Here is a 13,628-nt window from a genome sequence, read left to right as displayed (position 1 = left end):
TTTATTAGATTAAATGTGGTACATAATATTTTGGAATCTGTAAGCTTTAATTAAGGGATGGATATGTCTTTTTGGGCAAGTAATGCAAATGCTTTGTTGCTACTGTTGTTTGTGGCGTTGGGTATTTTCGGACATAATCCTTCAGTAACGATTTCTGCATTGATTATCCTACTGGTGCAGCAGACACCGTTATTGAAATATGCACCGTTATTAGAAAAATATGGGCTGCAGCTTGGAATTATGCTGCTGATGATCGGTGTATTGGCACCGCTGATTACAGGTAAGGTGCAGCCTGCGCAGATTGCGGCCTTGGCCAGTAGCTGGAAAACCATTGCTGCTGTAGTAGTAGGCATTGTCGTTGCGTGGCTGGGTGGCCGTGGGGTACAACTAATGCAAATGAATCCCACCATTGTGACAGGTTTGATGATTGGTACGATTATCGGAGTGGCTTTCCTGCGCGGAGTGCCGGTGGGACCTTTGATTGCTGCCGGATTACTGTCGTTAATTCTATAGGTATATTGCCTGAAGTTCTTGCCAGAATGAGGACCGCTCGTTATAATGCGCCCACTTCCATTTCTTGGAGAGGTGGATGAGTGGTTGAAGTCGCACGCCTGGAAAGCGTGTATACGTGAATAGCGTATCGAGGGTTCGAATCCCTTCCTCTCCGCCAGTTTCTATATAAAAGCTGCTTATGCGGCTTTTTTTATATATGTTTAATATGATATTGTTATATTATTTAAATGTATTTATTTCGTATAGCTTTTGTACTGAATTTGTTTTTATTTCCAAGTTAAATCAATGAATCTCACTAAATTGAGTGATAAGTCTATACTAATAAATGTACTAATGGAAAATACAAGATAAAGAAAATAAAAGTAGTGTTATAGAAACTAATCAAGATTAATGCGAGTAAGTGACATAGATCAGAAAATATTTGAATTTAAATTGCTATATAAATTACTACTGTAGCCGATATTGACTAAATTATTAATGGGTCACTGTGGTTATTTGTATAAAAAAATAGAATAAACACGCAAAGTTTGTTGAACCAAACGTATATTAAAATTTTATTCATTGAGTAATGCTTCATAAATATGATTAAGCATTTTGTATTGTTTTAATCATATCTTTGACTGACTGCAGGATAATTACGTGAAGTTATATCTCTTTCGAGAAGATATTGATGAATTATGTATATGAAGTGTGAAATACAAGAATTGTTTTTTGTACTAAAAGAAACATGATATTTAATATTTAATTCGATAGTTAAGTGAATGTAATACATAATATTTATGATAAATATATATAAAAAGAAAGGAGAAATGTATTTATTGTGCTTAATCAAATCCAAAATGCAATTATTGAGCGATTACATCAGGGGTTGGGATCATTAGTCACAGATATAGAAGTTTTTTTTGGTGGGCTTGAAAATAGAGATGCGTTCACCAACAAAGAAAAAAAAACATCTGTGTTATTAACTCTTAATCAAGCACATATAAAAATAAAGAGTTCTGAACGCCAACGTTTCGAATTAATAGCTAATTTTTATGTAGTTTGTGTAAATAATGAGATTAATGATTCAGAATCTTTGCAGAATACCAATATCAATGACTTAATTTATGCCGTATTACGTCTGCTGAGTGGACAGAGATTAAATGAACACTTAAATAGTTTAGGTTTGCAGCCCAAATCGGTTCGTCCGGTTTTTTTTAATCCTCCTGATGCCAATAGTAAAGATTTGAATATTTATGCCATTGAATTTGAGGCAGGTTTTGATATCTATGGGCTGGAAAGTGATCAATATCCCGAATATACCAACGATGTAAGTAATCCTGACTATTTATTTAGTAAATTTAATGGTAGTCATTCCGAACCACATGCTCCATTTACTTCACTGACGGTGAATATAGAAGAAATAGAAAATTAAGTTTGGCAGGATTAAGTTCTAACTATTCATGAGAAAGAAGATGAAGGTTAAAGCAGCAGATGGTTTGCGCGTACCAAAAGAAAAACGCGTTAATTCTTATATAACAACTCAATTGGTTAACGTACCGGACACTCTCTACTACCGTCGTTTGGTGGCTGATGGCGATCTGATAATGATAACTGAAAATTTCGAAGAAAATAAAACAGGAGTGAATGAATGATAGAAAATATCCAGTTTGATACTGTGCGAAATGATATTCGTGTACCAGGACGGTATATTGAATTCAATACTCGGACAGCAGTAAGAGGATTGCCCGCTAATCCGCAGAAGATGCTGCTGATTGCACCTATGCTACCAACAGGCAGACAGCCGGCATTATCACCCGTACAATTATTTAGTGACGCCGATGCTGCTAATCTCTTTGGTGAGGGGTCATGGGCTCATTATTGTGTCAAACAGGCATTTACTAATAATCCTTATTTGGATTTAACTATTATTGGTGTAAATGATGCTGAACAAAGTATTGCTGCTAAAGCCAGCATAGCCATTACGATTGCAGATCCGGGTGCTAACTCAGGTATCCTTACGATTAATATCGGCGGCACGGAATGTCAGCTGACAGTCAATAATGGTGATACTAACGCAGAAGTTTATAACCGGCTGGCAAATATAATTAACCAAGTAAACACATTAGCTACAGCAGAGGTTGTAAGCGATAAAATTCAGTTAACCGCTAAAAATAAAGGTTCGATTGGTAATGAAATTACTTTGTCGGCATCATTTAATACAGACACATCCAGCGCCAGCAGTGTAGTGCTGGATATCAAACCATTTGAAGGTGGACAGCTTAATCCCGATATCAGTGCTGCTCTGCAGAGAGTAGCCGGTAAGCATTATCAGATTATTTGTAATGCATTTACTGATAGTCTGAATGCTAAAAAATTATCGGATCATATAGATCTGGTATCAAATGCAATTGAAAAGCGCGGCTGTATAGGTGTAATGGGCTGGCGAGGTACCCTAAGTACGGGAACAACTTTTGCTAATAACATCAACAGTGGACGTATTACTGTAGCATGGTATAAAAATGCTGTAGAAGGTAATGCCATTATTGCTGCAGGCTATGCGGCTGTAATTGCCAGTGAAACTGATCCCGCCCGCCCATTGAATACTCTTGAAATAAAAGGTCTAAGTATTACGTCTGATGCCAGCTGGCCTTTATTTGCTGAGTTTAATAGTGCTTTATACAATGGTCTTTCACCGTTGCATATTGTATCTAACCGCGTACAGATTATGCGAGCAGTCTCAACATATGTAAAAAATGCAACTGGTACTGATGATCCGGCATTGTTGGATATTACTACTATCCGTACTCTTGATTATGTTCGAGATGCGATTAATCAACGCATAGCTTTACGTTTTCCACGAGAAAAACTGTCTGAACGTACACCTTTAAAAGTCCGTTCCGAAATTCTGGATGTTTTAAATCAATGTGAAAGCGCAGAAATTCTGGAACAGGTAATGGAAAATAAAGAAAAATTGATTGTACAGCGTAATCCCAGCGATCCAAATCGTTTGGATGCAGTGATACCGGCTGATGTAGTTAATGGATTGCATGTATTGGCTGCACGCGTGGATCTGTATTTATAAATTAATTATTAAAGGTGTTAATTTTTTATTAACACCTTATTAAATATAAAGGAAATTATATGGCAAATAAAACAGGTGCTAAATATGCAGGTGCGGTAATTATGGAAGTAAACGGACGAGAAGTGGAAATTATCAGCTTTAAGCCGGAAGTAACTACCGGACGCAAGGTGGTAAAAACCATGAATAAATCCGGTAAGGTTCGTGGTTATGCGGATGGTGTGACTGAATATACCATGAGTGTTAGTGCGGCTATTCCTTTGGATGAAAGTGGCATTGATTGGGACAATATTACTAACGCCAAAATTACTATTTATCCGCGTAATGCTGATGAAGCTCGCATTAGTTATATTGGCTGTACCAGTACAAAATGCTCGGAAGAATACAGTGTAGAAAATGAAGCACGTCGTGATATTGAAATGTTTGCATTGGATAAAGTGATTGAATAATGTTAAAAGAGACTGGAAAACTGGTTTATGGTCTGGAATACAATCAGCAGATGTATTTTGATTATACTGTTAAGCCATTGACTTTGGCCGATGAACTTAAGGCACTGGAATTATTGGAGGATACTGGTTTAATCACTGATGTTCCAGATGCAGAAAAAGCGATTATTACTACTCTGGCTTATTGGGCGCAACAGTTGCAAGTGCCAGGTATAGAACCAGAAAATCTAAGTGTTGAATTTCTTTTTAATAATCTGGCATCTGAAGATTATCAGTCAATTTTAACAAGTATGGAATCACTTCGGTCAAAATCGATTGCCGCTGGCCGGTCAGACCCAGCGGCATCCGAAAAAGCCGAGAGCAACGAAGCTTTGAAGTAGCGCATAAAAATTATAGACAGGCATGTATATTACTGGCCAAATCATTGATTACTCCTGAAATGGTAAGCAGGATGTGTCATTCAGAAGTATCAGTGTGGATTGAGACGGTGCTGGAAAGTATGGGCATCAAAAATGATGATGATAATGTAATTATTTCTTTACGTCAGAGAAAACCAAAACCTTTTCAGCCGGTTAAAGAAAGTTTGGCCGCTAATTAGCCTGATTAAATGCATAATCCCTGTCTTGTGGCTGGGATTATGCATTGATGCTGCTGAAGTCTATTCATTTCTTTCAATTCATTTAATCATTTGGAATTAATATAACTATAATTAAGAGAGAGTATTGATATGTCTTCCAATCAGGATTCGTTGGCAAAACAGCAGGCTTCTATCGTGAAAATGACAGAAGAAGTTAAAAAGCTTGAACAGCAGATAAAACGAACGGCAGCAGTTGCTATTCGGGAAAGTGAAAAGGCGGGTAAATCACAAATTCGCATTATTCAGCAAATTCAGAGAGAACAGCAACGAACAGCTGAAGTACGTTTACGCAAGGAGTTGCGTGCTGAGCAGCAGATTCAGCGTGAAATCATCAAAAGTGGGAATGCTTATAAAAATTTTGCGGCCACAGCCAGTGCTGCGCAAAAACAGATTCAGAATGCTAGTAAGGCATCACGCAATAGTATTCGCGAATTAAATAAAGAGTTAGAAAAAAGCTCTAAAATTCAGAAAAATTCGGGGGTTTCAAAAAATTCCGGATGGAATACAGCTAAGTCTGCAGGTAGCGCTATTATTAAAGGTGGCAAAGCTGTATATGATGCTGTTAGTCCATCAATTGATGATGAAAAAAAATTACGTTCGGGTGTGTTACAAACTGCTGCTAAAGCTTATGTATCCGATAAAAGTAAATCAACTGAATGGATTAAAACTGAGGGTGTAAAAGAAATTCAGTCTTTGGTGAAAGGACTGGTTGCCTCAAATGGTGGGACTTCACAAGCTGCTCTAGATTTGATCAATGATATGTTGCAACAAAACATGACTCTTGATCAAGTTAAAGCCACTATTCCTTATGCCCATCGTAGTATGATAAATTCATCCACTGAAGTGGGTAAATATGATCATGAAAATACGGCTAAACTGTTTAAATCTTTTGCAGATTATGGTTTAAAAAATCAAGATTATCATCAGGTTTCTGATCATATTATTGATTCAACTAAGCAGGGTAAGTTTTCGATAGCTGAGCTTAGTGGTGAGCTACCAGAATTACTATCATCTGGAAAAAAAGCTGGGTTAACAGATATTCGTGGTATTGATTATTTGATTTCTAGTTTACAAGCTACTTCTACCCATTCTGATTCGAATGAGGATGCTGGTAAGAGTGTTAAGGCTTTGCTTGGGGCTCTGGCTGATCCTAGTCTTACAGAGAAACTGAGTCGTGTTAAAGATCCTAATTCACCAAACAGACATTTAGACTGGAATAAAATAAGAGAAGAGGGTGGCAAGCAAGGCCTAAATGATGTTCAATCTTTGCTTAAGGTTTGTACTGAAATCTTAGCAAAAGATAAAAATTATCAGAATTTAAAGCAAAAAGCTGACTCTGGTGATTTGTATTCCAGTCAGCTGATGCAGGCTAGACAAGATAAGCTTCTATCATTTATACCAGAAGAGGCGAAAGATGCTGTTCATGCTAATTTAAGTAACCAAAATCTGTTACAACCGCAAACAAAATTATTTACGCAATCTGGTGAAAGTTCATCAGATAGACATGCAGCTGTTTTAGCTGCTAATCCAGAATTTCAGCAAGAAAAAAATCATGCGCTGACAACATTGGGTAGAAGTGAGGCTGTAGAATCACTTGTTGGCTTTCAAACTAAATTAACTGAATTGTCAGCGGAGTTTCCGGTACTGACTTTAGCGGTAACTGCTTTAGCTGCAGCAGCAGGCAGTGCTGCTACTGCATTGCAAACGTTGAGTTCACTATCTGGATCTGGACAGAAAAATGATATCGAGATTGATGGTGGTGACGATTTTGATAAAAAAAGAAATAAAAACAGTAAGAAAAAAGGTAGTAAAACGCCATCATCTTCTAAGACAACTTTGAAATCCAGAAAATTTCCGGCAAAAATGGCTGGTAAAGTGATGGGCCGGGGTAATTTAGCTTTATCTGCTATTGGTGGTGTAGCTAATGGAATTGCAATTGCAAATGATGACAGTTTAACTGCTGAACAGAAAAAGACCGCTCAAATAAAAAATGCATCCTCAACAACGGGAAGTATGGCTGGTGCATGGGCAGGTGGAGAGATTGGTGCGGCAATCGGCACATTTATATTTCCAGGTGTGGGTACTGTTCTAGGTGGGCTAGTTGGTGGTTTGATTGGTGGCATCGGCGGCAGTATGTTGGGCGATAAAATAGGCGATAAGGTTACCCAAACCAACGAAAATGAAAATATTCATACAGCAGCAAATACATTCAGTGGACAGAGGGTGTCTTCGGATTGGCATGATGCTTATGGCGTCAATCCTGCTTTGTCTAGCCAATTAAAATTGACTAGTGATAGGGAGCAGATGCTGAATGGCAATTATATGATGACATCCACAGCGATGATGATGTCGTATAAAAATATACCTGCCAATATGCATGCTGATGAAAATCAGTTGCCTGCTGGGCAATCTGTGTTGGTACAGCAGAATGAGCAATTTCAAAATGCTTTCCAATCTATTGTACTGGAACTGGGTATACGTTTAGACAAAATAGCTACCATACTTTCGAGTCAGCAACAAGTTATACAGAATAATGTAACTTTGACGCTGGATGGGAGAGTAATCAGTAATATAGTTTCACGTAATCAAGTGGAAATGTATAACCGAGGGGGAGCACAATAATGACCATGTGGAAAAATAATCTGCAAAAAGCCAGTTATAAAAATATTGCTTTTGATGTCATTTCTATTAATGATAAAAATGAAAAATCGCTGGTAAGACATGGCCGACCTTTCGCCAATGGCTCTGATATTGAAGACTTGGGTGCACAGGGACGGCAATGTCAGATTGCAGCTGTTTACTTTGGTTCAAGTTTTGATTCGCAGTTGATGAAGCTTCTTACCGTGCTTGAAGAACCTGGTGCTGGTACGCTGGTTCATCCGGTTTTGGGTTTGTTGCCCAATATGATTGCTGCCAGCTGGTCTTTTCGTACTGAGGCTGAAGCAGTTAATTATGTTGCACTGGATATAACGTTTTTTGAAGCCAAAGAGTCAGCACCGTTGTTTTTATTTGAAAATCAATGGTTGGTCAAATTAGAACAGATTCAGAATTCTCTTGATCAGTTTACGCAGCAGTTATTGGCATATAGCAACGTATTGTTAACGGTACGTGAGGGGAGGGCCTCTATTTGGGGGAGTAGTAATGGTGTGTTTGCTGCTTTATGTGGGGTAGCTGGGAGTGTGAGACGTTTTTTTGATCTTGATCCTTTGCTATATCAGACTTCTAAAAATTATTCTTCAATTACTTTTAGTCAGGATGTCAGGGGACTAATTGATACTATGGCCAGTATGGTGTGTTCTGGTTTGAATAACGAAAGTAATTTTGGCACAGGTAGTTTAAGCAGCAGACAGGCTTTTGATTTGATAGGTAATCGTGTAGATATTTTGAACCAATTGCCAGAAAATATTCTTCATAATCAGAATGTGCAGGAATCTCAGGAGGCAGCTATTAATCATGTACAAAGAATTGCGGAAATTCAGATGAAACCGGTTGCTCAGATTTTACAATTTCTGAGTACTGTGTATTTGGTTCAGATTACAGTTAATATCATTGAAATAAATAGTGATCATGTTACAGCTAATGAGCTGCAACTTATTAATAATAATTTACGGCTACGTATACAAGGTTTAATTAATAGTTTACGTGGAACTTATGATTATGCTGAAAATATAAAAAGTATTAATGCTGCTGCTTTTTATACGCAGACGACAATTTTAATACAGATGCTGGCCAATATAGCTGCTCAGTTTAATGATTATATTTTGTCTGTCATTAATCAAAAGCCACCTATGCGTACACGTAAAGCCGAAATAAGTGGAACGATTCATCAATTGGCTTATTTACTTTACCAAGATTTAAACCGGGCTAGTGAGTTGATCCGTCTCAATCCTCATTTGTGCCACCCTTCTTTCATTAAGCGTAATGACTGGATTAATTATTATGTTAAATGAAAGTGATTTGGCACCTTATCCTTATGGTAATGAAGTGGTGGTGCGGGTTGGCGGTAAAGAACATAAAGATTGGCTTAGTTATGATATCGACAGTGATTTTCTAATTCCTGCAGATGCGTTCAGTTTTGTAACTAATGTGTCACAAAATCAGGGTTTATTAGCGGATTATAGTTCTTTGCAATGTGAGGTGTTGATTAATCAGCAGCTGGTCATGACAGGTATTATTGGCCATCAGAATGAAGTGATAGATAAAAATAATCACAGTATTTCTTTTAATGGCCGCGACCTTGCCGGATTGCTGGTTGATTGCAGTGTGGCACAAATTAATGTCAAAGGAATGAATGTATTAAGTGCTGCACAAAAAATTGTCAAACCATGGCCGCAGATTAAAAATGTGGTTTTAAAGGCGGAAAAGAATCCGGTATTGGACAAGATTGACATAGAGCCGGGGGAAACGGCTTGGCAGGCACTGAGCAAAATTGCCTATAAAGCTGGGTTGCATGTCTGGCTTGAACCTGATGGTACGCTGGTAGTTGGAGGAGCCGATTATTCTAGCCAGCCTGTAGCTTCATTGTGTCATAGTAAAAATGACAATCGGCGTAATATTCAAAGTATTGAAATTGAGTACAGTACGGAAAATCGCTATTCGGAAGTAACGTTTCTTGGACAAAGCCATACACGCTATGCCAACTCATCTAAGCATGATCTGAAATGGGTTTATAAAGATGAAACCATGACGTTATATAAACCTAAAACGGTTGTCATTGGTGATGCTGAAAATCTGGAACAGCTCAAAGTTCAGGCTAAGAAAATGCTTTCTGACTGGCGCCTTGAAGGTTTTACTTTAACAGTTACTGTTGCCGATCATAAAACCCAAAATGGTGTTTTATGGAAACCCGGGCAAAGGGTGCATGTTATCGATGAAGATCAACAGATAGATGCGATTTTTTTTATCATGGGACGGCGGTTTTCTCTTAGCCGCAGCGGAGGAACGATGACAGAACTTCGCTTAAAAGAAGATGGAATTTGGACTCCGGATGCTTATGTGAAAAAGTCTGCTGCTGCACGTTCGCGCAAAGGTAAACGTAAAGGGGTGACTAACCGGCAGGTTAATCAATTGAAACGTTAGTAATGCGTTGAAATAAATTTATAACAATAATGGGTGTATTAAATGAGTTATGTTGCAAAATTAGTTAATAAAACCCGGACAACCATTTCTAATACAACTAGTTCTGTGCGGCAGGCTTTTCGAGGCAGGCTGACACGTGTCAATGCTACTGAGCCGATTCAATCTGCACAAATTTCTGCTCTAGCTGATGAGTTGTTACAGGATGTGGAGCATATGCAGCAATTCGGTTTTACCAGTAATCCACCGGTTGGTTCTGAAGCTATTATTTTACCGCTAAGCGGACAAACCACCCATGGCATTATTATTGGAACTGAGCATGGGGCATATCGTATAAAAGCTTTGGCTTCTGGTGAGGTGGCTGTTTATAACCAGTCTGGCGCATCTATTACATTAAAAAATGGCAGATTGATAGAAATTGACTGTGAGACTTTGAATATTAAGGCTCCAGCTGGTGTGAAAATTGAAGCAGCTGCCGGGATTAGTATTGATGCTCAGGCTGGTGTGGATATTACTGCTTGTAATGTTAGTTGTTCTCAGGAAATTACTGCTGCGGGTCAGATTAATGGAAATGGCGGATTGGAAATTAAAGGGGGGCAGGGTGCAACCTTTTCTGGCAATGTTGTTCAAACTGAAGGTAGCTTTACTACGGTAGGTGATGTTAAAGCCGATGGTATCAGTCTGACTGAACATGATCATACTGTAAGTGTAGGCAAACCTGTCTGAAATCTGCTAAAGCTGTTCAGCTTTAATTTTAATGCTGTAACACAAGTAAATTATAAAAATATATAAATGGAATGATTTATGGACAGAGAAATTAATACCCGAAATGGTGATTACAGCGGACAAACAATCAATAATCTGCAAAACGCTGTTTATCTGCGTCTAATGACGCCGCTGGGCAGCTATTGGGGAGATAAAAAATTGGGTTCGTTGCTTTATACATTGGAGCGTGAGAAAGATGTGCAATCTGTTAGCTTACTTGCTCAACAGTATGCACAGCAAGCATTACAGCCCATTATTGATGATGGACGTGCAACAGATATTTCTGTGACAACTTTGCAGACACATAATGGCCAGCTTCATTTGAATATACAGGTAACTGAGATGACAGGAGAAAAATTTATATTTGAATGTCCGGTTAAAGTAATCTGAAAGAATAATTAAATGGATTTTAAATATGCATAATATTCCTACCTTTGAAGAGATCCGTCAGGCTATTTTGCGTGATATGGTTTCATTAAATCCAGAAACAGATGTTTCTTCAGATAGTGATAATTATATACGTGCTAGTAGTTTGGCCAGCTGTGCCACTGGTCAGTATGCCCATCAGGCATGGATATTAAAACAGTTTTTTCCAGATACGGCAGATACGGATTTTCTGGAAAGACATTGTAATCTGCGTGGCATACGACGTAAAAATGCGACTTCGGCCAGTGGTACTGTTATCGCACATGGTATTCCGCAATCATCAATTGATGCTGATTTGCAAATTAAATGTGGAGAACATTTATATACGGTTTTGGAAAAAGCTTACATTAAAGAAGATGGTATTGTTGTTTTGAGCATAAGGTCGCTTGAGCCTGGTGCCATATCAAATCAACATAATAAGACGGCACAGTTTATGGCTGCTCCTGTGGGTGTATCCAGTGATCTGGTAAACCTTGATGTGACTGGTGGTACTGATGTCGAAAGTGACAATTCTTTATTAAATCGTTTGCTTGATTTATTGCGTCGTCCACCGGCAGGGGGTAATCAATATGATTATAAAGCTTGGGCTTTGAGTGTGGATGGGGTGACCAGTGCTTATGTATATCCCTTACGCCGCGGATTAGGTACGGTCGATGTAGTTATTACCAGTGGTGATAATGTGCCAAGTGACGACATAGTTAGCAAAGTACAAAATTATATTGATTCTGTGCGCCCTGTTACCGCTAAAAACAGTATGGTAGTCAAGCCTGATGTAACTAAGGTAGACATAGAAGTTAAGGTAAGCCTGTCCGGGGGGACTTTTGATAAAGCTGCTAACGATATTAAACAAGCACTACAAGAACATTTCAGCGCGTTAAAACCCGGGGATAGTGTGATTGCCTCTCAGCTGGAAGCTGTAATCAGTGATGTAACAAGCGTTACAGACCGAAAAATGACTTTGCCTAAGGGTAATCTTGTGGCTGAAACAAACAAAAAAATAGAGTGGTTTATGCTTGGTGAGGTTGATGTGGGCTTGCTATGAATTACAAAGATACCTTATTAGGATTATTACCTCCAGTTGCTTACAACCGCACGGCTTCCTCAATAAGAAATGCAGCCGCCGTTGATGGTGCTTGTCTGGATGAAGTCCAGAATGCGGCACGCCGCAAGCTTGGCGTTATTGACCCGCGTACGTCTGGTAACTACATCGTACGCTGGGAGGAAATGCTCAATCTGGATTGTACTGGGAAGAATGGTCAACAGCGAATACAAGCGGTTATCACGAAAATCAACGAAACAGGCGGCTTGAGTATTCCCTATTTTATGCAAATGGCTGCATCCATTGGTTATGACATTTCTATAACAGAACCACAGCCTTTTCGAGTCGGTATTAGTCGAGTAGGCCACAGGCTGGCACGTGAAGACATTATGTGGGTATGGTGGGTAAATATCAAAAATGCAGACAGTCGTGCAACTCGATTCCGTGCAGGTATGTCTACTGCCGGTGACAGATTAACAGCATATGGTGATGTCGTAATTGAAAGTGTTTTAAAAGATTTAAAACCGGCATTCACTGATATACGTTTTACATATAAGGATAAATAAATATGTATCCAATAGATACACAAGACGGCTTTTTTCACGATGGCGATGGTATTAGCGAACTAGGTACAGTTCTACCTGCCAGCTGGCTGAATCAGGTACAGGCTGAACTAATCGCCATCCTGACCGCAGCCGGCATCAAGCCAGAAAAGGCAAATCAGAGTCAAGCCATTGCTGCTATCAAAAAATTGATTGCCACCAATGTTCCTGCAAGTGCCACAGATAAGGTTGCCGGCATAACTCGGATTATAGATAGTTTAGATTCGGATGATGCTTTGGCGGCTTTATCAGCACGGCAAGGTAAAGCATTGTTTGATTGCAAACTGGATAAAGATGGGGTAGCTAAAACTGCACTTTATGCAGAACTGATTGCTGCACGAAAAATCGGTGGTGTGACATTTAATGCCAAAAGTGATATTGATTTACCCGGTGTTAATATAGCAGGTAATCAGGATACTACAGGGAATGCAGATTCAGCTACTAGACTAAAAACTGCACGATTGATTAATGGCGTCCCTTTTGATGGTTCAAAGGATATAAACACGACACCTTCTGGCGCAATCATGTATTTTTCCCAGAGCATGGCTCCTACCGGCTGGTTAAAAGCAAATGGGGCGGCCTTGTCGCGGACAACATATTCAAATCTTTTTGCCGCAATAGGTACGATGTACGGATCTGGCGATGGAAATACAACATTTAATTTACCAGATTTACGTGCTGAGTTTATTCGTTCATGGGACGATGGACGCAATGTTGATGGAGGCCGGAAGTTTGGTTCATGGCAAGATAGTCAAAATCTTAGCCACATGCACAATGGCAGAACGTGGGAATCTGGAGCCCACAACCATACCGGTTGGACTCATAACAATGGCGATCACAATCATGGGGTTCCAATTAGCACTAATGGTGCTGGGTCTAATTTTGAATCAAACGGCGGCAATATCGAAAGATGGGGATCTACTAATAATTCCGGTATTCACAGCCATTATTTTGTCACTGATGTCAACGGCAATCACACCCATGATTTTGCCACCGATGTGAGCGGAGGTAATGAGGCCCGACCTCGTAACATTGCGTTATTGGCCTGTATCAAAATTTAAGG

General features: G+C 39.1%; 15 protein-coding genes, 1 tRNA gene and 1 pseudogene. All 17 read left to right on the top strand.

Annotation, left to right across the window (positions count from 1 at the left end; genetic code table 11):
* Positions 1-63: 63 nt before the first annotated feature.
* The 17 genes and pseudogenes from J3U64_RS01520 (at position 64) to J3U64_RS09975 (ending at position 13,626) form a co-directional block, all read left to right on the top strand.
* On the top strand, positions 64-513 hold the full coding sequence (locus J3U64_RS01520; protein ID WP_100156895.1) for a DUF441 domain-containing protein: 450 nt from the start codon (positions 64-66) through the stop codon (positions 511-513).
* 66 nt (positions 514-579) lie between these two features.
* Positions 580-670 (top strand) — tRNA-Ser (locus J3U64_RS01515).
* A gap of 663 nt (positions 671-1,333) precedes the next feature.
* Positions 1,334-1,927 (top strand): phage protein Gp37, encoded by a 594-nt coding sequence (locus J3U64_RS01510; protein ID WP_267408045.1) that lies wholly within the window; start codon positions 1,334-1,336, stop codon positions 1,925-1,927.
* A 40-nt stretch (positions 1,928-1,967) separates the two neighbouring features.
* Positions 1,968-2,147, top strand: a complete 180-nt coding sequence (locus tag J3U64_RS01505) for a DUF2635 domain-containing protein (protein WP_100156897.1) — start codon at positions 1,968-1,970, stop codon at positions 2,145-2,147.
* Positions 2,147-3,577 carry a phage tail sheath subtilisin-like domain-containing protein gene (locus J3U64_RS01500; RefSeq protein ID WP_267408367.1) on the top strand — a complete coding sequence of 477 codons (1,431 nt, stop codon included), beginning with the start codon at positions 2,147-2,149 and terminating at the stop codon, positions 3,575-3,577. Before J3U64_RS01505 ends, J3U64_RS01500 begins: the two co-directional genes overlap by 1 nt.
* Positions 3,578-3,636: 59 nt before the next feature.
* Positions 3,637-4,023 carry a phage tail protein gene (locus tag J3U64_RS01495; RefSeq protein ID WP_100140057.1) on the top strand — a complete coding sequence of 129 codons (387 nt, stop codon included), beginning with the start codon at positions 3,637-3,639 and terminating at the stop codon, positions 4,021-4,023.
* On the top strand, positions 4,023-4,400 hold the full coding sequence (locus J3U64_RS01490; RefSeq protein WP_100152456.1) for a hypothetical protein: 378 nt from the start codon (positions 4,023-4,025) through the stop codon (positions 4,398-4,400). The genes J3U64_RS01495 and J3U64_RS01490 overlap by 1 nt, the downstream gene beginning before the upstream one ends.
* 71 nt (positions 4,401-4,471) lie before the next feature.
* Entirely contained in the window at positions 4,472-4,618 is a 147-nt protein-coding gene (locus J3U64_RS01485) for a hypothetical protein (protein WP_180295877.1), read from the top strand.
* 129 nt (positions 4,619-4,747) lie between these two features.
* Positions 4,748-7,279 carry a hypothetical protein gene (locus J3U64_RS01480; RefSeq protein WP_267408044.1) on the top strand — a complete coding sequence of 844 codons (2,532 nt, stop codon included), beginning with the start codon at positions 4,748-4,750 and terminating at the stop codon, positions 7,277-7,279.
* Positions 7,279-8,607 carry a DNA circularization protein gene (locus J3U64_RS01475; protein ID WP_267408043.1) on the top strand — a complete coding sequence of 443 codons (1,329 nt, stop codon included), beginning with the start codon at positions 7,279-7,281 and terminating at the stop codon, positions 8,605-8,607. Before J3U64_RS01480 ends, J3U64_RS01475 begins: the two co-directional genes overlap by 1 nt.
* On the top strand, positions 8,597-9,736 hold the full coding sequence (locus tag J3U64_RS01470) for a phage baseplate assembly protein (protein ID WP_267408042.1): 1,140 nt from the start codon (positions 8,597-8,599) through the stop codon (positions 9,734-9,736). Before J3U64_RS01475 ends, J3U64_RS01470 begins: the two co-directional genes overlap by 11 nt.
* A 42-nt stretch (positions 9,737-9,778) precedes the next feature.
* Positions 9,779-10,459, top strand: coding sequence for a phage baseplate assembly protein V (locus J3U64_RS01465; protein WP_100156902.1), 681 nt, complete (start codon positions 9,779-9,781; stop codon positions 10,457-10,459).
* Positions 10,460-10,537: 78 nt separating this feature from the next.
* Positions 10,538-10,888, top strand: coding sequence for a phage GP46 family protein (locus J3U64_RS01460; protein WP_267408041.1), 351 nt, complete (start codon positions 10,538-10,540; stop codon positions 10,886-10,888).
* A 25-nt stretch (positions 10,889-10,913) separates the two neighbouring features.
* Positions 10,914-11,966, top strand: coding sequence for a baseplate J/gp47 family protein (locus J3U64_RS01455; RefSeq protein ID WP_267408040.1), 1,053 nt, complete (start codon positions 10,914-10,916; stop codon positions 11,964-11,966).
* Complete coding sequence (locus tag J3U64_RS01450; protein WP_100140065.1) at positions 11,963-12,529, top strand: YmfQ family protein; 567 nt, start codon at positions 11,963-11,965, stop codon at positions 12,527-12,529. The genes J3U64_RS01455 and J3U64_RS01450 overlap by 4 nt, the downstream gene beginning before the upstream one ends.
* A 2-nt stretch (positions 12,530-12,531) precedes the next feature.
* Positions 12,532-12,717, top strand: a pseudogene (locus J3U64_RS01445) (phage tail protein); the annotation flags it as partial.
* Complete coding sequence (locus J3U64_RS09975; protein ID WP_416384977.1) at positions 12,715-13,626, top strand: phage tail protein; 912 nt, start codon at positions 12,715-12,717, stop codon at positions 13,624-13,626. The pseudogene J3U64_RS01445 and the gene J3U64_RS09975, both read left to right, overlap by 3 nt.
* Positions 13,627-13,628: the final 2 nt, after the last annotated feature.

Origin of the sequence: Snodgrassella sp. B3800, from assembly GCF_026535865.1 — a bacterium.
GTDB classification, from domain to species: domain Bacteria; phylum Pseudomonadota; class Gammaproteobacteria; order Burkholderiales; family Neisseriaceae; genus Snodgrassella; species Snodgrassella alvi_E.
This window is presented reverse-complemented; position numbering and strand designations above follow the sequence as displayed.

Bases quoted from the DNA above. Each gene is read 5' to 3' on its own strand.
- J3U64_RS01485 (WP_180295877.1), top strand. From the start codon at position 4,472: ATGTGTCATTCAGAAGTATCAGTGTGGATTGAGACGGTGCTGGAAAGT.
- J3U64_RS01450 (WP_100140065.1), top strand. From the start codon at position 11,963: ATGAATTACAAAGATACCTTATTAGGATTATTACCTCCAGTTGCTTAC.
- J3U64_RS01465 (WP_100156902.1), top strand. From the start codon at position 9,779: ATGAGTTATGTTGCAAAATTAGTTAATAAAACCCGGACAACCATTTCT.
- J3U64_RS01460 (WP_267408041.1), top strand. From the start codon at position 10,538: ATGGACAGAGAAATTAATACCCGAAATGGTGATTACAGCGGACAAACA.
- J3U64_RS01490 (WP_100152456.1), top strand. From the start codon at position 4,023: ATGTTAAAAGAGACTGGAAAACTGGTTTATGGTCTGGAATACAATCAG.
- J3U64_RS01495 (WP_100140057.1), top strand. From the start codon at position 3,637: ATGGCAAATAAAACAGGTGCTAAATATGCAGGTGCGGTAATTATGGAA.
- J3U64_RS01475 (WP_267408043.1), top strand. From the start codon at position 7,279: ATGACCATGTGGAAAAATAATCTGCAAAAAGCCAGTTATAAAAATATT.
- J3U64_RS01480 (WP_267408044.1), top strand. From the start codon at position 4,748: ATGTCTTCCAATCAGGATTCGTTGGCAAAACAGCAGGCTTCTATCGTG.
- J3U64_RS01520 (WP_100156895.1), top strand. From the start codon at position 64: ATGTCTTTTTGGGCAAGTAATGCAAATGCTTTGTTGCTACTGTTGTTT.
- J3U64_RS01470 (WP_267408042.1), top strand. From the start codon at position 8,597: ATGTTAAATGAAAGTGATTTGGCACCTTATCCTTATGGTAATGAAGTG.
- J3U64_RS01505 (WP_100156897.1), top strand. From the start codon at position 1,968: ATGAAGGTTAAAGCAGCAGATGGTTTGCGCGTACCAAAAGAAAAACGC.
- J3U64_RS01455 (WP_267408040.1), top strand. From the start codon at position 10,914: ATGCATAATATTCCTACCTTTGAAGAGATCCGTCAGGCTATTTTGCGT.